13 protein-coding genes are annotated in these 19,928 nt (G+C 71.8%); 9 read left to right on the top strand and 4 right to left on the bottom strand.

Translation table 11 applies throughout. The annotated features are described in order from the left end of the window. Window positions 1–157 precede the first annotated feature (157 nt). From ABZS77_RS13055 to ABZS77_RS13040, 4 genes are all read left to right on the top strand, one after another. Window positions 158–2,032 (top strand): polysaccharide biosynthesis protein, encoded by a 1,875-nt coding sequence (locus tag ABZS77_RS13055; RefSeq protein WP_354821853.1) that lies wholly within the window; start codon window positions 158–160, stop codon window positions 2,030–2,032. Between the two features lie 152 nt (window positions 2,033–2,184). Next, window positions 2,185–3,603, top strand: a complete 1,419-nt coding sequence (locus ABZS77_RS13050) for an oligosaccharide flippase family protein (RefSeq protein ID WP_354821850.1) — start codon at window positions 2,185–2,187, stop codon at window positions 3,601–3,603. Between the two features lie 17 nt (window positions 3,604–3,620). After that, window positions 3,621–4,976, top strand: a complete 1,356-nt coding sequence (locus ABZS77_RS13045; protein ID WP_354821847.1) for a glycosyltransferase — start codon at window positions 3,621–3,623, stop codon at window positions 4,974–4,976. Beyond that, on the top strand, window positions 4,973–6,166 hold the full coding sequence (locus tag ABZS77_RS13040) for a glycosyltransferase (protein ID WP_354821844.1): 1,194 nt from the start codon (window positions 4,973–4,975) through the stop codon (window positions 6,164–6,166). Before ABZS77_RS13045 ends, ABZS77_RS13040 begins: the two co-directional genes overlap by 4 nt. Here the strand turns inward: ABZS77_RS13040 and ABZS77_RS13035 are convergent. Then, window positions 6,124–7,608, bottom strand: a complete 1,485-nt coding sequence (locus tag ABZS77_RS13035; protein ID WP_354821841.1) for a hypothetical protein — start codon at window positions 7,606–7,608, stop codon at window positions 6,124–6,126. The two genes, ABZS77_RS13040 and ABZS77_RS13035, sit on opposite strands and share 43 nt — an antisense overlap. Window positions 7,609–7,933: 325 nt before the next feature. On the opposite strand from ABZS77_RS13035, the gene ABZS77_RS13030 reads away from it, so the two are divergent. Both ABZS77_RS13030 and ABZS77_RS13025 read left to right on the top strand, forming a co-directional pair. Continuing rightward, window positions 7,934–9,940: a heparinase II/III family protein gene (locus tag ABZS77_RS13030; protein WP_354821838.1), complete on the top strand. Its 2,007-nt coding sequence runs from the start codon at window positions 7,934–7,936 to the stop codon at window positions 9,938–9,940. Further along, the gene (locus tag ABZS77_RS13025) at window positions 9,937–11,124 is read left to right on the top strand and encodes a glycosyltransferase family 4 protein (protein ID WP_354821835.1); all 1,188 of its coding nucleotides are present in this window, start codon (window positions 9,937–9,939) and stop codon (window positions 11,122–11,124) included. Before ABZS77_RS13030 ends, ABZS77_RS13025 begins: the two co-directional genes overlap by 4 nt. A gap of 24 nt (window positions 11,125–11,148) precedes the next feature. Here ABZS77_RS13025 and ABZS77_RS13020 read toward each other — a convergent pair whose 3' ends face one another. Further along, complete coding sequence (locus ABZS77_RS13020) at window positions 11,149–13,317, bottom strand: bi-domain-containing oxidoreductase (RefSeq protein ID WP_354821832.1); 2,169 nt, start codon at window positions 13,315–13,317, stop codon at window positions 11,149–11,151. A gap of 173 nt (window positions 13,318–13,490) precedes the next feature. Here ABZS77_RS13020 and wecB point away from each other — a divergent pair, with 173 nt between their 5' ends. Both wecB and ABZS77_RS13010 read left to right on the top strand, forming a co-directional pair. Continuing rightward, window positions 13,491–14,573, top strand: coding sequence for a UDP-N-acetylglucosamine 2-epimerase (non-hydrolyzing) (wecB, locus tag ABZS77_RS13015; RefSeq protein ID WP_354821829.1), 1,083 nt, complete (start codon window positions 13,491–13,493; stop codon window positions 14,571–14,573). 68 nt (window positions 14,574–14,641) lie between these two features. Further along, window positions 14,642–15,559: an NAD(+)/NADH kinase gene (locus tag ABZS77_RS13010; protein ID WP_354821826.1), complete on the top strand. Its 918-nt coding sequence runs from the start codon at window positions 14,642–14,644 to the stop codon at window positions 15,557–15,559. A gap of 41 nt (window positions 15,560–15,600) precedes the next feature. Here the strand turns inward: ABZS77_RS13010 and pgm are convergent, their stop codons facing one another. Both pgm and glgC read right to left on the bottom strand, forming a co-directional pair. Next, window positions 15,601–17,244 (bottom strand): phosphoglucomutase (alpha-D-glucose-1,6-bisphosphate-dependent), encoded by a 1,644-nt coding sequence (pgm, locus tag ABZS77_RS13005; RefSeq protein WP_354821823.1) that lies wholly within the window; start codon window positions 17,242–17,244, stop codon window positions 15,601–15,603. 28 nt (window positions 17,245–17,272) lie between these two features. Continuing rightward, complete coding sequence (gene glgC / locus ABZS77_RS13000; protein ID WP_354821820.1) at window positions 17,273–18,505, bottom strand: glucose-1-phosphate adenylyltransferase; 1,233 nt, start codon at window positions 18,503–18,505, stop codon at window positions 17,273–17,275. A 72-nt stretch (window positions 18,506–18,577) separates the two neighbouring features. Between glgC and glgA the strand changes: the two genes are divergently transcribed. Next, on the top strand, window positions 18,578–19,789 hold the full coding sequence (glgA, locus tag ABZS77_RS12995; protein WP_354821817.1) for a glycogen synthase: 1,212 nt from the start codon (window positions 18,578–18,580) through the stop codon (window positions 19,787–19,789). Window positions 19,790–19,928: the final 139 nt, after the last annotated feature.

The raw sequence follows: 19,928 nt of genomic DNA, 5'->3' as shown, positions 1-19,928 counted from the left end.
CGGCCTGCCCGGTTCCCCCGGGACAGGCAGGAAATCGCGCCAATACCCGAAAAACGGTTACCAAGGATGAGTCTGCCTGTAACAAGGACAAAGGGCGCGGTACGCCCTTCTGCCAGGCACGGCGGAAGCAGTCGGAAAGACGGGCAGGGAGCCAGACATGCCGCAGGACACCGAGCACACGGACCACGCGCAGCGGCAGACGCGACGAGCCAGGGCACGCCGCCGCGCCGTCGCCTTCCTCGCCACCGACACCACCGCCTGGATCGGCGGTTTCGTCGCCGCCGCCTGGACCCGGTTCGAGTTCCACCTCCCCCCGGGCCAGCTGGGCCGGGCCGCGGCGATCGGCGTCCTCGCCGCGATCGTGCACGTGGCGGTGGCGGCGGTACGCCGGCTCTACTCCGGACGTCACCCGCTGGGCAGCCTCCAGGAGGTCCAGGGTGTCGCCGGCACCGCCATCACGACCGCCGCCATCGTCCTGCTCGGCCTGCTGCCCAGCGGCCACCGGCCGATCCCGGCGAGCACCCCGCTGGTCGGCGGCGCACTCGCCCTGCTCCTGATGCTCGGCGCCCGGTTCGCGTACCGGAACCGGCGGGACCTGTCCCTGCGCCCGGACGTCCGCTCCTCGACACCGGTGCTGCTGTTCGGGATCGGCGACGCCGGACAGGAGCTGCTGCGCGCCCTGCTCGGCGATCCGCGCGGCCGGTACCTGCCGGTGGGAGCCCTCGACGACGACCCCGACAAGCGCGACCTGCGCATCCGGGGCGTACGGGTGCTCGGCGGGCGGCACGACGTCGGGCGGGCCGTGCGACGCACCGGCGCGAAGGCTGTCATCTTCTCGGTGGCGAACGCCGACGCCGCGCTGATCCGTCAGATCCGCGAGGCCACCCTGGCGGCGGACGCGGTGTTCAAGGTGCTCCCCCCGGTACGCGACCTGGTCGACCACCGGATCACCGTCACCGACGTGCGGGACGTGCAGATCAGCGACCTGCTCGGACGCCGCCAGGTGGTCGGCGACCTGCCCCTGGGTACGAACAGCCTGGCCGGACGGCGGGTCCTGGTCACCGGCGCGGGCGGCTCGATCGGCTCCGAACTCTGCCGCCAGGTGTTGAAGGCCGACCCGGGTGAGCTGATGATGCTGGACCGCGACGAGTCGGCCCTGCACGGCCTCCAGATGTCGCTCGCCGGACGGGCACTGCTGGACGGCCCCGAGCTGATCCTCGCCGACCTGCGGGACGACGAGGGCATCCGGCGGATCATCAGGGAGCGACGGCCGGAGATCATCCTGCACGCGGCGGCGCTCAAGCACCTGACGCTGCTGCAACGGCACCCCGGCGAGGCCGTCCAGACGAACGTGTGGGGCACCCTGTCGGTGCTGGACGCCTGCCGGGACGTGGACCGGTTCGTCAACATCTCCACCGACAAGGCGGCCAACCCGGTGAGCGTGCTCGGGTACTCCAAGCGGATCACCGAGCGGCTGACCGCGCACGCCGCGTCCCGGTTCCCGGGGACGTTCCTGAGCGTCCGGTTCGGCAACGTGTTGAGCAGCCGCGGTTCGGTGGTGACGGCCTTCCAGCGGCAGATCGAGGACGGCAGGCCACTGACCGTCACGCACCCCGAGGTCACCCGCTACCTGATGACCGTGCAGGAGGCGGTCCACCTGGTGCTCCAGGCCGCCGAGATCGGCCGCGACGGCGAGGCGCTCGTGCTGGACATGGGTGAGCCGGTCCGCATCGCCGACCTGGCCCGGCAGATGGCCGAGCAGGCGTCGAGCACGGTGCCGATCGTCTACACCGGCCTGCGCCCGGGAGAGAAGCTGCACGAGGACCTGCTCGGCGCCGGGGAGGTCGACGCCCGACCGCTCCATCCCCTGGTGTCCCACGTGGCCGTACCGCCGCTCGACCCGGCGGATGTGAGCGGACTCGACCCGTACGACGACACGGCGAAGGTCATCCAGCACCTCGCCCTGCTCAGCGCCCAGCCGAGCGACCCGACGGTCCACGGGCCGCTGGGCGTACCCGTGCGGTCGCACTGATCGACCGCGACCGGGCACGGCCGGTGCGTCCGCATCCAAATCCCCTCACCGACAGTTATGCCGGGAGGACCCAGAGCGATGTCGCACCGCGGCACTCGCATCGTCGGGCGCGTCTTCGCGACGCTCGCCCCGAGATCGATAGGACCGACACTTTGCGGGCCCCCGACGGCAGGTTCGAGCGGCCGGAACAGCCGGACCCCGGGTCGCCGGGGCCGGGGCTCGCCGTCCAGACGGTCGAGCCGCCTCAGCCGGCCGCCCCCGCCGCCCCGAGTCCCGGTCGCGGTCGCCGGCTGCTGTCCTGGATCGCCACCGCGGCACTGAGCCGGGCGGTCAGCGCTGTCGTACCACTCTTCCTCCTGCCGGTGACCCTCTCCTACCTCGGCACCGATCTGTACGGCCTCTGGGCGGCCGTCCTCGCGGTCACCGGGATGGTCGCCTTCGCCGACCTGGGCGTCGGCCTCGGCCTGATGACCAGACTCGCCGCCTGCCGGGTGGACGGCGACTCGGACACGGCCCGGCGGTACGTCTCCAGCGCCTACGCGGCGGTCTGCGGCATCGCGCTGCCGGCGTGCGGCCTGCTCTGGCTGCTGGGTGGACTCGTGCCGTGGCCGCTGCTGTTCAACGCCACCGGAACGGCCGCGCGCGACGCCCACCTCGTCGCCCTGATCTGCCTGACCGCCTTCCTGCTCAACATCCCGTTGTCGCTCGTCGCCCGGGTGCAGTACGCGTACCAGCAGGTGGCCGTCAGCAACGTCTGGCAGGCGGCCGCGAGCGGCCTCTCGCTCCCCCTCGCGCTCGGCGCGGTGTTCGCGGGGCTCCCCCCGATAGCGGTGATCGCCAGCATCGCCATCTCCCCGTTGCTGGTCAACGTCGCCAACACGGTGTGGACGTTCGGCTGGCGCCTGCCGCAACTGGCGCCCCGACCGCGATTCGTCGACCGTCGGGGAATCCGCGACCTGTTCGCGCTCGGCGGCCTGTTCTTCCTGGTGACGCTGGTGATGGTGCTGGCCGACAACGCCGACCCGCTGATCATCGCGCACATCCTGGGCCTGGCCAGCGTCACGGCGTACGCGGTGCCGGCCAAACTGTTCACCCAGCTCGGCGCACTCGTCACGCTCGTCAACCAGCCACTGTGGCCGATGCACGGCGAGGCCCTGGCACGCGGCGACCTCGCCTGGGTACGCCGGACCGTCCGCCGGATGACAGTCGTCTCCACGCTCATCGCGCTGCTGCCGTCGACCTTCCTGGTGGTGTACGGCGAGCGGTTCTTCGCGGCGTGGCTTCCGGTCCCCATCGGCAGCCGGTCCCTGCTCGTCGGCCTGGCCTGCTGGTGGCTGGTGCTGGCCGCGATCTCGCCGCGCTTCATGGTGCAGAACGCCGCCGGGGTCGTCCGCCCGCAGCTCTTCGGTTACCTGCTCTACCTACCACTGTCCATCGTCGGCAAGGTGTTCGGCGTGCACTGGCTGGGACTCTCGGCCGCGCCGTTCGTCGCCGTCGTCGTCTACAGCCTCACGGTCGTCCCGGCTGCCATCTACGGCTACCGGCGGACGCTCTCCGTGCGGGCCACCTGAGAGAGGCGGATCCACTGATGCTGTCGCAGGAGGAACATCCCCGGGTGCTGGTGGTGAGCCACACGCCGTTCAGCCGGGTCAGTGGCACCGCCATGACCCTGTCGAACCTCTTCTCCGGTTGGCCGAAGGACCGCCTGGGGCAGGTGCACACCGGCAACATCGCGCCGTCGACCGAGGTGTGCGAGACCTTCTTCCACTTCCCGCCCCGGGACCACTACCTGCCGATCCAGTACTACTCGATGCGGATGCTGGGCTGGAACGGTCGCACACCGTTGCAGCAGAGCCGGCCTATCGCCGCCGTACACGCCGCGGCGGAGAGCCGCCCGGCCATGGCCAAGGCCTACGCCCAGCTGCGCGCGACCGCCGACCTCAGTCCCATCCGGGTTCCCCGGACGCTCACCGACTGGATGCGGGACTTCCGCCCGGACGTCGTCTACTCCATGCTCGGCAGCGTCCGGCTGACGAGGATCACCGCTCTCGCGGCGCGTACCTGCGGCGTCCCCGTCGTGCCGCACTTCACCGACGACTGGCCGGCGACGCTGTACGACAAGGGTGAACTCCTCGGGCGGGCCAACCGGTCCGTGCAGGAGTCCATCGCGCGGCTGCTCCGGCTGGCTCCGCTCGGCATGGTCATCAGCCGGCCGATGGCGCAGGAGTACGCCAGGCGGTACGGCATCCCGTTCAGCCCCTTCGTGAACTGCGTCGACGAGACCTACTTCGCCGCGCCCCGGGAGGAGACGGACCAGCGACCGACGACGGAGCTGGTGTACGTCGGTGCCCTGCACCTGAACCGGTGGGAGTCGCTGCGCGACATCGGCGCCGCCCTGGACCGGCTGGCCCAGGACGGCCGACCGGTCCGGTTGACCATCCACGCTCCGGAGAAGGACCTCGCCCGGTACGGCCGGCACTTCGCCCACCTGGAGCGGGTGCGCCTCGGGCCGTCGCTGGCGAGCGACGAGGTGCCCGCGGCGCTGCGGTCGGCGGACGTCCTGGTCCACATCGAGTCCTTCGACGAGGAGATCCGGCGGTACACCCGCTACTCGGTGTCGACGAAGATCCCCCAGTACCTGGCCTCGGGCCGCCCCATTCTCGGCTACGGTCCCGCCGAGGTGGCGTCGATGGACCACATCCGCGCGGCGGACGCCGGCGTGATCGTCGGTACGAACGACCCGGCGGCGCTTGTCGGTGACCTCGCCAGGCTCTGCCGTGACGCGGCGCTGCGCCGGCGGCTGGCCCACAACGGGGTCGACTTCGCACGGCAGGAGCACGCGAGGGAGAGCGTGGCCGCGCGGTTCGCCGCCACGCTCCGCTCGGCGGTGGACGTCGCATCCGGCCGGCAGGTGCCCCAGCGGCGAGCTGAGGTGGGGAGGTGAGACGCTCGGGTTGGGTCGCCTGTGTGGGCCCGTTCCTCTTCCCGTGGGGTGAGGCGGGGTCGCGACGTGTCCACGGCCTGGCGGCGTCGCTCGCCGCCGCCGGCTACGACGTGGTGGTCGCCGGCGGTGGGGCGGAGCCGCGCACCGTCACGCCGCTGCCGGGCATCGACGGGCCGGGCTCGGTGGCGTACGTCGGCCTCGCGGAGAAGCCGCCGCCGGACGCCGGGGCGCTCGCCAGTTCGATCCAGACGTTGGTGCGCTGGGGTCAACTGACGGTCCGTTGGCTCGACGCCCAGCCGACCAGACCCTCGCACGTCCTGGTGCACGGCGGTCAGGCCCAGTACATGTACCACCTCCAGCGCTGGTGTCGTCGTCACGGCGTGCCGTTGATCGTCGACGTCGTCGACTGGTTCAACGGACGCTACGTGCGCGGCGGGTACCTCGGGCCGTTGCACGCCAGCATGAAGCTCGCTCTGCACCACTACTACCCGCGGTGCGACGGCCTGATCGCGATCAGCTCGTACCTGGAGAACCACTACCGTCGTACCGGCAAGCCGCTCCTGCGGGTGCCACCCACGCTCGACGTCAAGGGCCTGACGCTCGACGCCCGGCAGACCGCTGCCGGCTCGTCCGGGCTCACCCTCGCCTACGCCGGCAACCCGCACGGGAACAAGAAGGACCTGCTGGGCACCGTCATCGAGGCGGTGAGCCGTGTCCAGCGCGAAGGCGCGCACGTCGAGTTGCGCATCTACGGTCCGACACCGGACGAGGCACGCGGCCTGTTCGACGGCCGGGCGCTGCCCGACGGTGTGCGGTGCCTGGGTCGCCTCCCGCAGGCCGAGGTGGCGGACGCCCTCCAGAACGCCGACTTCACAGTCCTGATCCGCCGACCGGAACGGGCGACCGACGCGGGCTTCTCGACGAAGTTCTGCGAGAGCCTGGCCAGCGGCACACCGGTGATCGCCAACCTCACCAGCGACATGGGGAGATACCTGCGCCCGCACCGTGAGGGGCTCGTCTGCCGGGACCACACGGTCGCCGAGGTCACCGAGGCGGTCCGCACCGCCGCCCGGTTGAGCGACGCCGATCGCGCCCTCATGCGCCAGGCCGCCCGCAGCCAGGCCCTCGAGTCGTTCGACTACCGGGCCTACGCGGAGCCGATCGGCAGGTTCTTCCGGAACTGGGACTGACGGTCCTGGGCTGCCGCGAACTGCCGGCGCCAACTGTTGAGCGACTGCATCGCCCAGAGCCCGAGCAGCGTGGCCATCCCGACGATGGATTCGGGCGCCATACCGAGCTGGTTGTTGGCCGGCACGTAGACGACGAGGATGCAGAGCTGCGCGAAGATCAACGTCGGGACGACCCGGCGGGAGGACACCGCCGCACGCCACGAGCCGGCGAAGAGCCAGCCGATCAGCCCCATGAGCAACGCCGCGCCCGGAAACGTGAGGTCCGAGGCGAGCCAGGGATAGATGGTGGCCCAGTACATGCGCGCCGGCCAGCCCTTCTCGTGCTCCGTCCGGTCGGGAAAGGGCGGGTGGTCGGTCAGGTCCACTCCGAACCTCTGCTCGGCGAAGATCGCCGCGGACGGTGAGCTGCCGAGGCCACGGGACCACTCGAAGGGCACCTGGAGGTTGTAGGAGAGCCCGAGGTAGCCGTGCGTCGGGTAGCCGATCACGTCCGCGACGCCCTCGGCCACCGGCGTACCGACGACCCGCTCGACCGTGGGGTTGACCTGGACCAGGGCGCCGGTGGTGCCGAACTCGGTCGCCCGCGTGGCATGACTGTGGACCATGTAGATGGCCAGCAGTCCGAACGCCACCCCGACCACCACGAGCGCCCCGCGACGTCGCGAGCTGGTGCGCCGCCGACGCCTGACCGACGCCCGGGCGACGAGCATCCCCGCCGCCAGCATGATGGCGACGTCACCGAGCCCCTTCGTGGTGCCGATGAAGAGGTAGAACGCCATGTGCAGCGCCGTACCGGCCATGCCGGCGAGCCGCAGCCAGGCCGGGAGGCTCCGCCAGTGGACCACCAGCAGCGGTACCAGGGCCACGCTGAGGACGCCGAGCGGGAACAGGACGTTCATCCACGGGCTCGTCGTGCCGGTGCCCTGCTGGTAGATCTCGAACTTGTTGAGGTAGCCGGTGGCGGGTGCCCGGATGCTCGCCCACACGCTCCGCGGGCCGGTGGCGCCGAACTCGGCCAGTCGCGTCAGGCTCACCACGACGTAGTAGACGGCGCTGGCCAGGACCAGCTGGCGTACCTGTCGGATGCGGTCGACGGAGTGGGTCACGACGGCCACGGCCGGCGGGCGGCGCGACATCTGCGCCACGTATCCGCCGGCGAAGAGAGCTGTCGCCGCGAACACGAAGACGCAGAGCTGGCCCGGATTGACGACCTGGCTGGCCAGCCCGGTCAGCCAGAACGCGCCGAACGTGCCGAGCAGCCACGCCAGGGCGAGCCACAGGGGAAGCCAGGTCAGCGTCCGGGAGCGGGGTCTGCCGGCGGTGGACTCGGCCCGCGGCGCGCGGCGGTCGCGCTGCGGCGACGGTGTGAGCCTGGCGTCGTCGACGTCATCGCGGGACGATCGGTGCCGACCACGGCTGATGCCGTCGACGGTGGTCACCACCGTCCACTCCCGACCGGCGGTCCCGGCGGCCGGGCAGCACGGGGCCGCGGCGGGTCACCCCGTCGAGCGCACCGCGATTCCCCACGCCAGAACTCCCAAGACACACCACGCGCAACGACCTCACGACCGACGAGGCAACGCGGAAACGACCGGTGTGGCCTCGAATCGGGAATTCCTGAACACGCGGTCATAGTCCGTCTTAATTGCGTGAATCACCTCTAATGACCTGATAGCGTCGGCGGCACTGTTTCGAGCTGCCTGAGTTCGGCATTCGCGAACAATCCCGCAGACCACGCTCGCCTCCGCCGCGCCCAAGGGATAGCTGATGGTGAAGAACCCCCTCCGCGCGATCGCCGCGGACCTGCGCGCCCTGGGCGGATCAGCGCCGCTGCGGGCGGCGTACGAGACCTCCAAGCGCACCGGATTCCACGCCGTCCTGTTCCACGCACGGGCACACCGCCACCACCCGGCGGCGCCGGTGCCGCTGACCAACGCGCGGCCGATCAGCGACGAGGCCGAAAGGCGCTGCCTGGACGACGCCCGACGCGTCCTGCACGACGGCCTGCGGGTCTTCGGCGGCCGAGTGGCCACGGGCGTGTCGGCGCCGTGGTGCACCGATCCCCTGAGCGGGCAACCGTGGCCGGCCGACGAACCGTGGTGGCGCATCGACATCCGTTCCGACGCACGACTGTCCGACGTGAAACACATCTGGGAGGCGGCCCGGCACCGCGACCTGGTCGTCCTGGCGCGCGCCGCCCGCCTCGACCCGGACGGCCCCTGGCAGGACGGCCTCGACGGCCTGCTGCGGACCTGGTGCGACCAGTCCCCGCCGGAGCGGGGCGTGAACTGGTACTCGAGCCTCGAACTCGCCCTGCGCGCCATCGCCTGGAACCAGATCCTGACGCTCGTCGGCGAACGACTCCCGTACGACGTGACGACCGCCATGGACCGGCTCCTGCTGGCCAGCGCCCGCCACCTGATGGTCGAGCTGCCGTACACGGTGAGCAGCATGCGCAACAACCACATGCTCGGAGACGCGCTCGGGCTGATCCTGCTCTCCCGGATGTACCCCACCGCGCCACGCGCCCGGCTCTGGGCGCGCACCGGGGAGAGGATGTTCGCCGCCCAGCAGCGCCGGCACTTCGGACCCGACGGCCGCATGATCGAGGATTCGCTGTCGTACCACCGCTTCGTCCTCGAGATGCTCACCGTGCGGACGCTGCTCGGCGGCGCGCCGGCGAGCGTCCTTCGTGACCTGCGCGCGGCCAGCCTGCACCTGGCGCGGCTTGGCGTGTTCGACGGGGACGTCCCGCAGTACGGCGACTGGGACGAGGGCCGCGTGCTCGCCTCCTCCGGCGATCCGCTGGACGTGGCCGGCTCGACCGCGCTCGGGCTCGCGCTGTGCGGTGAGCGGCTGCCCGCGCGGTGGTACGCCGACCTCGACGAACTGGCGTGGTACGCGCCGGCGCCCACCAGAGATGCCGCCGGGGAGGAATTCGGCGCGGCCACCCCAGGACGGTCCCCGTCGACGACCTCCGGCGGCATCGCGGTGGTCGACCGGGGGCCGTGGCGGGTGTGGTTCAAGGTGGACGGCGGCCCGTCGCACGGCCACGCCGATCTCACCTCGGTCTGGATCAGGCACGGCGGGCCCTGGCTGGTCGCCGACCCGGGCACGGGCACCTACAACGGGCCGCTGGAGGTCCGCAACGGGCTGCGCACCTCGGCCGCCCACCCGGTGCGCCGGCCGGACGGGCAGGACCAGCTCGTCCCGCACCGCGCGTTCCGCTGGCGGCACACCGCGCGCGGACACCTCGGGCCGCCGCTCGACCTGCCGGACCGCACCGTCCTGTTCGGGTGGCACGACGCGTACGAGCGGGGCGAGCGCCCGGTCCGGGTCGGCCGTGCCGTCGTGGTGGCCGACCAGTACGTGGCGATCGTCGAGTTCGCCGATCCGCAGGCGTCCGTCGGGACCTGGTCGCTCACCGTCCCACTGCACCCCGAGGTGATGGTGGAGGACGACACCCTCGTCGCCGGTGGAACCAAACTCCACCTCTTCGGGCTGGACGGTCACACGGCGGTACGGGGACGGTCGGCCCCGTTCGCGGGCTGGCACAGCCGGACGTACGGGCGCTGGGAGCCGGCGACGTGGATCACCGCCGAGAGCCGGGCCGACACCGCCGTGTGGGGGTTCGGCACGGTGGCCGGGTCACCGCCCACACCTGACGCCCTCGACGGTTACGCGTTCGAGGTGACCTGGAGCGACGGTGGCGCGTCCCTGGCCGTCACGCACCTCGCCTCCGGGACGGTCCGACACGTGCGAGCGCCGCGATGACACACCGCAGGGTCCTCGTCCTCAACCACTTCGCGGTCCCCCCGGGTCAGCCGGGCGGCACCCGACACGTCGAGCTGTTCAGCCGACTCCCCGGCTGGACGTACGTGATCCTCGCCGGTCGCCGCAACATGATCACCGGCGCGCCGCAACGCCCCGAGCCCGGCTTCCATCCGGTCGCCGTGACGCCGTACCGGGGCAACGGTCTGGGCCGGGTGGTCAACTGGGCGAGCTACGCGGTGACGGCCACGGCGGCCGGCCTACGGCAGCCCCGCCCCGACGTGGTCTACGCGTCCTCGCCGCACCTGCTCGCCGGCCTCTCCGGCTGCGTGATCGCGACGCTGCGCCGCACGCCGTTCGTCCTGGAGGTGCGGGATCTGTGGCCGCGGGTGCTCGTGGAGATGGGCACGCTGTCCGAGACGTCGCTGGCGAACCGCGCGCTGGAGCGCCTGGAGCGGTTCCTGTACCGGCGCGCCGACCGGGTCGTGATCATGGCGCCGGGCGTCCGGGCGGCGATCGAGGGCAAGGGCGTGGCGCCGGAGCGGATCGCGTTCATCCCGAACGCGGCCGACCCGGAGGACTTCACCCCCAGCGCGCCCCGCGACGAGCTGCGCCGCCGCTACGGCTTCACCCGCCGAACCGCCGTGTACGCGGGCGCACACGGCCCGGCCAACGGGCTCGACCTGCTGCTGGCCGCCGCCGAGGCGGTGCCCGAGGTCGACGTCGTGCTGGTGGGCTCGGGCGTGGAGAAGCAGCGCCTGCGGGACAGGGCGCGCGCCATCGGCACCGTACGGTTCCTCGACCCGGTGCCCAAGACCGAGATCCCCGACCTGCTGCACGCGGCGGACGTCGGGCTGCACGTGCTCGCCGACGTCGAGCTGTTCCGCGCCGGTGTCAGCCCCAACAAGGTGTTCGACTACATGGCGGCCGGGCTGCCGATCGTCACCAACAGCCCGGGAATCGTCGGTGACCTCGTCATGGGCGCCGACGCCGGCTGCGTGACCCCGCCGGGTCACCTCGCCCACGGCCTCGCCCAGATGGTGCAGGCGAGCCCGGACGAGTTGACGAAGATGGGCGCGGCGGGCCGGCGCTGGATCCGGGAGCACCAGTCGCGCTCGGCGATGGCCCTCGCGCTCGCGCGCCTGCTCGCCCCGCTTGTCGACGGCGAGGACGACGCCCCGCGCTGATCCGGCCCCTCGGCGGCACTTCCGTCAGAGGGTGAAGCCGCTGCTCACGCTGCTGTCCGCGTCGAGCTGCGTGGGCAGGCGCGACGGCTGCTCCTCGGCGCCGGTCAGCGCGGCGACAGCGGACAGCGCCGCCCGGGTCGTCCCGAGCGACGCCTCGAGCGCGCCGTCGTCGGACGCGTCGCCGGCGATCACCGCCCGCGTGTGGGCGAGCAGCTCCCGGTGTCCCTTGCCGCCGGGCACCCGCTTCACCTCCCGGCCGTCGATCTCCAGACGCTGGAAGTCGTCGATCAGTATCGTGCGTCCCCGGCCGAGGACCTCCAGCCGTTCCTTGGGCGTACGCCGGTGCCCCCGGGTGGAGTAGGTGATCGTCGCGGTGGACCCGTTCGGGTAGCCGAGCAGGACGCTCACGTCCTCCTCCAGCCCCGGCTCACCACGGCCGCTGCCGTACGCGGACACGACCCGGGGCTGCTCGCCCACCAGCCACGACGCGAGGTCCAGGAAGTGGCACACCTCGCCACGGACACGACCGCCCTGACGCCGGTCGTGGTACCAGTGCGAGTCCGGCAGTTGCCCGGCGTTGACCCGGTAGGCGACGGTGATCGGCCCGGACCCGGCGGCGAGCGCCGTCCTGGCCGCGACGACCATCGGCGCGTGCCGGCGGTTGAAGCCGACGAACAGGTGCCCGGAGTTGCGCTGGTACGCGGCCGTGACCTCGTCGAGTTCGTCCTGCGTCAACGCGAGCGGCTTCTCCACGAAGACGTGCTTGCCGGCGTCGAGCGACTGCACCACCAGGCGGGCGTGCGAGTCGTGGCGACTCAGGACGAACACGACGTCGACGTCGTCGCGGACCAGCAGGTCCTCCACGGTGGGCGCCACCACGCCGATACCGTTGCGCTCGGCCGCGTGGCGCGCCGACAGGCCCTTGGCGGACGTGATGGCGGCGAGGTCGTCCGCCCAGCCCGCCGCCTTGAGCGCGGGCAGGAACGTGGCCTTGGCGTAGTTTCCGGCGCCGATCAGGCCGGCCCGTGGCGACGTCGAGCTACGGCGCGGCCGGATCGTGATGGTCTGCCGGGACGGCTGCGCGGGAGCCGAGTAGTCGAGCTGCACCGCGAGCGAGCGCGGATCCGACGCCAGCACCTCGTACGCCGAGGTCGCCTGCTCCACGTCGAAGACGTGGGTGACCAGGTCGTCGACCGCGATGCGTCCACCGGCGACCAGATCGAGGTACGCCTCGATGTTGCGTCGCGCCGTCCAGCGCACGTGGCCGATCGGGTAGTCGATGCCCCACTCCTCGTACGCGCGGTCGTAGCGGCCGGGGCCGTAGCTGCGGGCGAACCGCAGATCCAGCTCGCGTTCGTAGAACCGCCGGCGGTCGAGGTCCAGGCCGACGTCACCGACCACGACCAGCCGGGCCCGGTCGCGGGCGATCTCGGCGCTGCGCGCGACCGGCTCGGACGAGGCTGTCGCCGCCGTGATCAGGACCGCGTCGACGCCCCGGCCCCGGGTCAGTTCCCGGATCTGTTCGGTGGTCGCCGCGCCGGCCTCGACGAGACCGACCGCGCCACCGCCCTCGGCCAGCTCGGCGGTCCACCGGCGCAGGTCGACGCCGATGACGGTGAGGCCCGACGCGAGCGCCAGGCGTACGGTCAGCTGCCCGACCAGACCGAGGCCGACCACGGCGATCGAACCGCCGAGCCCCACCTCGGCCTGCCGCAGGCCCTGCAACGCGATGGCCGCCACCGCCCCGAACGCGGCCGCCTGGTCCGACACCGAATCCGGTACGGGTACCGCGAGCAGGCCCGGCACCGCCTGGTACTCGGCGTGCCCGGCGGACGCGGTGGCCACCCGCATACCGGGGCGGATCCCGTCCGTCGCGGTGCCGGCGGTGACGACGACACCGGCGGCGCTGTACCCCAGCGGCATGTCCTCGTCGAGCCGGCTGCGCACCGCGGCGAGCGTCGACCGCACTCCGCCGGTGCGCGCCCGGTTGACGACCTGGCGGACCAGGTCCGGCCGCGCGCGGGCCTTGCTCAGCAGACTCGCCGACGCCAGCTCGCGGACGGCTCGCTCGGTCCCCGCCGAGAGCAGTGACCGGCGGGTGGCGACGAGCACCTCGGTCGGGCCGGGCTCCGGCTGTGGGACCTCGACGACCTTCAACTCGCCGGCGGACACGGACTGGACGATCTGCTTCACGTAAGGCCCGCCTGCCCTCAGGAGTAGGAAACTTCGCTCACGGCAGCCCGCCCCTCGGGCAGCGCAAACCGCAACGCATCCGTCATTCGACATTGTATAGAGAGCACAGGCATCAAACTGGATAACTTGTACTATTGCCGCGTCGCTCCTGATTGTCGGCCACGAGGAGACCCATGCCAGCCGGGATCGTTCTGCACGTCACGGGCGCGCGCCCCAACTTCCCCAAGGCGGCGCCCGTGATCCGCGCGCTCGAGCGGCACGGCGTCCGGCAACGTCTCGTCCACACCGGACAGCACTACGACGACCGGATGTCCGAGGTCTTCTTCCGCCAACTGCGCCTACCCGAGCCGGACATCAACCTCGGCGTCGGGTCGGGCAGCCACGCCAGCCAGACGGCCCGCGTGATGACCGGGCTGGACGAGCTGATGGCCGTCGAGCGCCCCGCGCTCACCGTCGTGTACGGCGACGTCAACTCGGCGCTCGCCGCCGCCCTCGTCGCGTCCAAGCTGGACATCCCCGTCGCGCACGTGGAGGCGGGCCTGCGCAGCTTCGACAGGTCCATGCCCGAGGAGATCAACCGGGTCGTCGTCGACCACGTGTCCGACCTGCTGTTCGCCACCAGCCCCGACGCCGTGACACACCTGCGCAACGAGGGCATCGCGGCGGAGAGGATCCACCTGGTCGGCAACCCGATGATCGACACGCTGCTGGCGAACCTCGACCGCTTCGACGTCGCCGGCATCCGCGCCGCCCTGTCGCTGCCGGAACGCTACGTGGTGGCGACGCTGCACCGGCCCGGCAACGTCGACGACCCGGCGGACGTGGTCGACCTGGTGAAGGCGATGCACGCCGTCGCCGACCAACTGCCCGTCATCCTGCCGCTGCACCCGCGCGGACGGCAGCAGCTCGAGAACGCGGGCCTGCTCTCGCACCGCGCGCTGCGCGTGGTCGAGCCACTGGGCTACCTCGAGTTCGTGAGCCTCGTACGCGGCGCGGTGGTCGTCGTCACCGACTCCGGCGGCGTCCAGGAGGAGACGACGATGCTCGGCGTGCCCTGCCTGACCCTGCGCCCCAACACCGAACGCCCGATCACCATCACGCACGGCACCAACCGCCTCGTCACCCGCTCGACGCTCGCCGACGCGGTGGCGAACACCCTGGCGGCCGGGCGACAGACCCTGCGTCCCACACCGCCGATGTGGGACGGCGCGGCCGGCGGACGCATCGCGGAGATCATCTCGGCGGCGCTCGGTTGACCGGCGGCGCCCGGCGCACCTTCGACGTACGCCGGACGTGTCCGACGCCGATGTGGTGAGCTGTACGGGTGTCGGGGCTGGGACTTGTGCTGCACCCCACCCGGGATGTCACCGAGGTGGTCGGGATCATCGAACGGTGGGCGACGCGCCACCGCAAGACGCTGATGGTGCGCGCCGAGGACAAGCATCGGGTGCCGGCCAGTGTCGAGCCCGTGCCGGAGGGCCAGCTGGCCACCCGCGTCGACGCGCTGATCAGCATCGGTGGTGACGGCACCATGCTGGGCGCGCTGCGCTCGGCCATCCTCGACCCGAAGCCGGTGCTCGGCGTACACCTGGGTCGGCTCGGTTTCCTCGTGGAGGTCGAACCGCCGGAGCTGCCCGACGCGCTGAGCCGGTTGCTGTCCAAGGACTTCACCGTCGAGTCGCACGCCTGCCTGGCCTGCGACGTGTGCGGCGACGACGTCGTGGCGTTCAACGACATCGCCCTGGTCCGGCAGCCCGGGTCCGGCTTCGTCACCGCCACCCTCGCGGTCGACGGCCAGCAGTACGGCTACTACCGCGCCGACGCCGTGGTGGTGAGCACGCCGATCGGCTCCACGGCGTACAGCTATGCCGCCGGCGGCCCGCTGATCTCCCCGGCGGCGGACGCGGTGGTGGTCACCCCGTCGGCGCCGATGGCCGGCATCTCCCGGTCGGTGGTGCTCTCCCCGGACGAGAAGATCCGCCTGGAACTCGAACCCCACTCGTCGGCCGTCGTGGTGGAGGTGGACGGGCAGGTGCTGCGCGACGCGGCGACCGAGGGCGCGGTGGACATCGGTTACCGCCGCAACGCCGGCCTGGTGGTCCGCTTCGACCCGCTGCGCTACCAGGAACGCAACCAGCTCAAGATGGGCCTGCTGGACCTGCCGTTCCTGCCCGAGCAGCTCCGCGAGCTGCTCCCGCAGGAACTGCGCAGAACCCAGGAGGACATCCCCCCACCCTGCTGACCCCATCCCCGGCCCCGGACGACGGGGCCGGGGGATGGTGGTCAGGACTGGGTCAGTGCCTTGTCCACCAGGTTCTTCGCCTCCTGCTGGATCTGCTTGAGGTGGTCGGGCCCCTGGAAGGACTCGGCGTAGATCTTGTAGACGTCCTCGGTGCCGGAGGGCCGGGCGGCGAACCAGCCGGACTCGGTGCTGACCTTCAGACCGCCGATCGGGGCGCCGTTGCCGGGCGCGGTGGTCAGCGTCGCGGTGATCGGCTCACCGGCCAGCTCGGTGGCGGTCACCTGGTCCGGGGAGAGTTTGCCGAGCACGGCCTTCTGCTCGCGGGTGGCCGGCGCGTCGATCCGGGCGTACGCGGGCGCGCCGAACCGATCGGCCAGCTCCGCCCAGTGCTCACTCGGGCTGCGTCCGGTGGTGGCCAGGATCTCGGAGGCGAGCAGGCAGAGCAGGATCCCGTCCTTGTCGGTGGTCCAGGTCGAGCCGTCGCGGCGCAGGAACGACGCCCCGGCGCTCTCCTCACCGCCGAAGCCGACCGCCCCGTCGAGCAGGCCGGGCACGAACCACTTGAAGCCGACCGGCACCTCCAGCAGCGGCCGACCCAGGTCGGCGGCCACCCGGTCGATCATCGAGGACGACACCAGGGTCTTGCCCACCGCGGCGGCCGGACCCCATTCGGTACGGGTCCGGAACAGGTGCCCGATCGCCACCGCCAGGAAGTGGTTGGGGTTCATCAGGCCGGCGTCCGGGGTGACGATGCCGTGCCGGTCCGCGTCGGCGTCGTTGCCGGTGGAGATCTGGTAGTCGGCGCGGGTGGCGATCAGCGACGCCATCGCGTTCGGCGACGAGCAGTCCATCCGGATCTTGCCGTCGCCGTCCAGCGTCATGAACCGCCAGGTCGGGTCGACCGTCGGGTTGACCACCGTCAGGTCGAGTCGGTGCCGGTCGGCGATCTCCCCCCAGTACGCCACGCTCGCCCCGCCCAGCGGGTCCGCGCCGATCCGGATCCCGGCGTCGCGGATGGCGTCGACGTCGATCGCCGACGGCAGGTCGTCGACGTAGTGCGCGAGGAAGTCGTACTCCCCGGTGGTGTCCGCGGCCCGGGCCCGCGCGTAGGTGATCCGGCGGACCTCCTTGAGCCCGGCGGCCAGGATGGCGTTGGCCCGGTCCTGGATCCACCGGGTCACGTCGGTGTCGGCCGGCCCTCCGTTGGTCGGGTTGTACTTGAAGCCACCGTCGTCCGGCGGGTTGTGCGACGGGGTGATGACGATGCCGTCGGCGAGCCCGCTGGTGCGCCCCCGGTTGTGGGTGAGGATCGCGTGCGACAGCGCCGGGGTGGGGGTGTAGCCGTCACGGCTGTCGACGAGCACGGTGACGCCGTTGGCGGCGAGGACCTCCAGGGCGTCCACGGCGGCCGGCGCGGAGAGCGCGTGAGTGTCCCGGGCGAGGAACAGCGGGCCGTCGAGGCCCTGCTCGCGCCGGTAGTCGCAGAGCGCCTGGGTGACGGCCAGGATGTGGTCGGAGTTGAACGCGTTGCGCAGGCTGGAACCCCGGTGGCCGGAGGTGCCGAAGGCGACCTGCTGCGCCGGGTCCGCTGGGTCCGGATGCTCGGCGTAGTAGGCGGTCACCAGGCGCGGCACGTCGACCAGGTCGGCGGGCTCGGCGGGCTGGCCGGCACGGGGATGGGTCACGGGGTCAACCTTCCTGCTGGTACGACGGTCACGGTTCGACCCGCTGGCCCTTGCCGATGACCACGATGCCGTTGTCGGAGACGGTGTAGCGCTGCCGGTCCTTCTCCAGGTCGACGCCGATCTCGGCGCCCTCCGGGACGAAGACGTTCTTGTCCAGGATGGCGCGCCGGACCACGGCGTGCCGGCCGATCTCCACACCCTCCATCAGGACCGAGCCCTCGACGTGCGCCCAGGAGTGCACCCGTACCTTCGGCGAGACGATCGAGTTCTCCACGAGTGAGCCGGAGATCACCACGCCGGGCGAGACCATGGAGCCGACCGCGCGGCCGACCCGCTCACCCCACTGGTGGACGAACTTCGCCGGCGGCCACGGCGGCTGCTCGGTGTAGATCGGCCAGTCGAAGTTGTAGAGGTTGAACACGGGGTGCACGTTGATCAGATCCATGTGCGCGTCGTAGAACGAGTCGAGCGTCCCCACGTCACGCCAGTAGCCGCGGTCCCGGTCGGTGCTGCCCGGCACCTCGTTGTCGCGGAAGTCGTAGACGTTCGCCTCGCCGCGCTCGACGAGCATCGGGATGATGCTGCCGCCCATGTCGTGCTTGCTTGACTTGTCCGCCGCGTCCCGCTCGACCGCCTCGCACAGGGCGCGGGTGGTGAAGACGTAGTTGCCCATCGAGGCGTAGATCTCGTCCGGCGCGTCGGGCAGGCCGACCGCGTCGGTGGGCTTCTCGCGGAACGCCCGGATCCTGCGGCCGTCCTCGCCGACCTCGATGACACCGAACTGGTCGGCCATCGACAGCGGCTGGCGGATGCCGGCGACGGTCACCGCCGCGCCGGACGCGATGTGGTCCTCCACCATCTGCCGCGGGTCCATCCGGTAGATGTGGTCGGCGCCGAAGACGATCACGTAGTCGGGCTGCTCGTCGTTGATCAGGTTGAAGCTCTGGTAGATGGCGTCGGCCGAGCCGGCGAACCACCACGGGCCACGACGCTGCTGCGCGGGCACCGGGGTGACGTAGTTGCCGAGCAGCGTGGACATCCGCCAGGTCTTGGTGATGTGCCGGTCGAGGGAGTGGGACTTGTACTGGGTCAGCACGACGATCTTGAGATAGCCGGCGTTGGCCAGGTTGGAGAGGACGAAGTCGACCATGCGGTACATCCCGCCGAACGGGACGGCCGGCTTGGCCCGGTCCGTGGTGAGTGGCATCAGGCGCTTGCCCTCCCCACCCGCCAGGACGATCGCGAGCACCTTGGCAGCCATGCCCCGACGCTATCCACCCGCGTCGGACTTCACCACTCGTACGGGGAGTCTTCTGCACTAGGGTGCGGGGTCATGACGGAACCCACCCCGCTGCGCGTCGACCTGCTCACCCGCGAATACCCACCGGAGGTCTACGGCGGCGCGGGCGTGCACGTCGAGTACCTCGCCCGGGAGTTGCGCCGCCTCGCCGACGTCCGGGTGCACTGCTTCGGTCAGCCGCGCACCGAGCCGGGGGTCACCGCGTACCCGGAACCGCCCGGCCTGACCGGCGCGAACGCCGCGCTGCGCACGATGGGCGTCGATCTGGAGATGGCCGCCGCGACGGCGGGCGCCGACGTGGTGCACAGCCACACGTGGTACGCCAACCTGGCCGGTCACACCGCGAAGCTGCTGCACGGCGTGCCGCACGTGGTGACCGCGCACAGCCTGGAGCCGCTGCGGCCGTGGAAGGCCGAGCAGCTCGGCGGCGGCTACGCGCTCTCCTCCTGGATCGAGCGCACGGCGTACGAGTCGGCCGACGCGATCATCGCGGTCAGCGGGGGGATGCGCAACGACGTGCTCACCGCCTATCCGCAGATCGACCCGGACCGGGTCCGGGTGGTCTACAACGGCATCGACACCGTCCAGTACGCCCCGGACGCCGGCACCGGCGTGCTCGACCGGCTCGGCATCGACCCGGCCCGACCCAGCGTCGTCTACGTGGGAAGGATCACTCGGCAGAAGGGCCTGCCGTACCTGCTGCGCGCCGCCCGCGAGCTGCCGGCCGACACGCAGCTCGTGCTGCTCGCCGGCGCGCCGGACACGGCCGAGATCGCCGCCGAGGTCGAGGAGCTGGTGGCCGAACTGCGGGCCAACCGGTCCGGCGTGGTCTGGGTGGCCGAGATGCTGCCCAAGCCCGAGGTGATCCAGGTGCTCACCCACGCCACCGTCTTCGCCTGCCCGTCGGTGTACGAGCCGATGGGCATCGTCAACCTGGAGGCGATGGCCTGCGAGACGGCGGTGGTGGCGACCGCCACCGGCGGCATCCCCGAGGTCGTCGCCGACGGCGAGACGGGCCTGCTGGTGCCGATCGAGCAGGCCACCGACGGCTCGGGCACCCCGCTGGAGCCGACCCGTTTCGTGGCCGACCTGGCGGCGGCGATCAACACGCTGCTGGCCGACGCGGCGCGCACCGAACGTTTCGGTCTGGCCGGCCGTCAACGCGCGGTGGAGCACTTCTCCTGGGACGCCATCGCCCGGCAGACCCTCGACGTCTACCGCTCGCTGCTGCCGCAGGGGCGCTGACGGAGAACGCCGCCGGACCGCGCCCGCGCCCGCGCTAGATCAGGCTGCCGAGCCAGAGGCCGAGGGAGGCCAGCACGAGGCTCGCGCAGAGGCTGCCGAGCACGTTGAACGCCTCGACGGCGGCGTTCTTGCGTAGCAG

The sequence above is a fragment of the Micromonospora sp. NPDC005298 genome, assembly GCF_040607375.1.
Lineage (GTDB): Bacteria > Actinomycetota > Actinomycetes > Mycobacteriales > Micromonosporaceae > Micromonospora.
The sequence above is the reverse complement of the archived record's forward strand: the minus strand, read 5'-3'. Positions and strand labels throughout refer to the sequence as shown.

Coding starts and splice junctions, on each gene's coding strand:
- glgC (WP_354821820.1), bottom strand. CDS start 18,505: ATGGCTGCCAAGGTGCTCGCGATCGTCCTGGCGGGTGGGGAGGGCAAG.
- glgA (WP_354821817.1), top strand. CDS start 18,578: ATGACGGAACCCACCCCGCTGCGCGTCGACCTGCTCACCCGCGAATAC.
- ABZS77_RS13030 (WP_354821838.1), top strand. CDS start 7,934: ATGGTGAAGAACCCCCTCCGCGCGATCGCCGCGGACCTGCGCGCCCTG.
- ABZS77_RS13055 (WP_354821853.1), top strand. CDS start 158: ATGCCGCAGGACACCGAGCACACGGACCACGCGCAGCGGCAGACGCGA.
- ABZS77_RS13045 (WP_354821847.1), top strand. CDS start 3,621: ATGCTGTCGCAGGAGGAACATCCCCGGGTGCTGGTGGTGAGCCACACG.
- ABZS77_RS13025 (WP_354821835.1), top strand. CDS start 9,937: ATGACACACCGCAGGGTCCTCGTCCTCAACCACTTCGCGGTCCCCCCG.
- wecB (WP_354821829.1), top strand. CDS start 13,491: ATGCCAGCCGGGATCGTTCTGCACGTCACGGGCGCGCGCCCCAACTTC.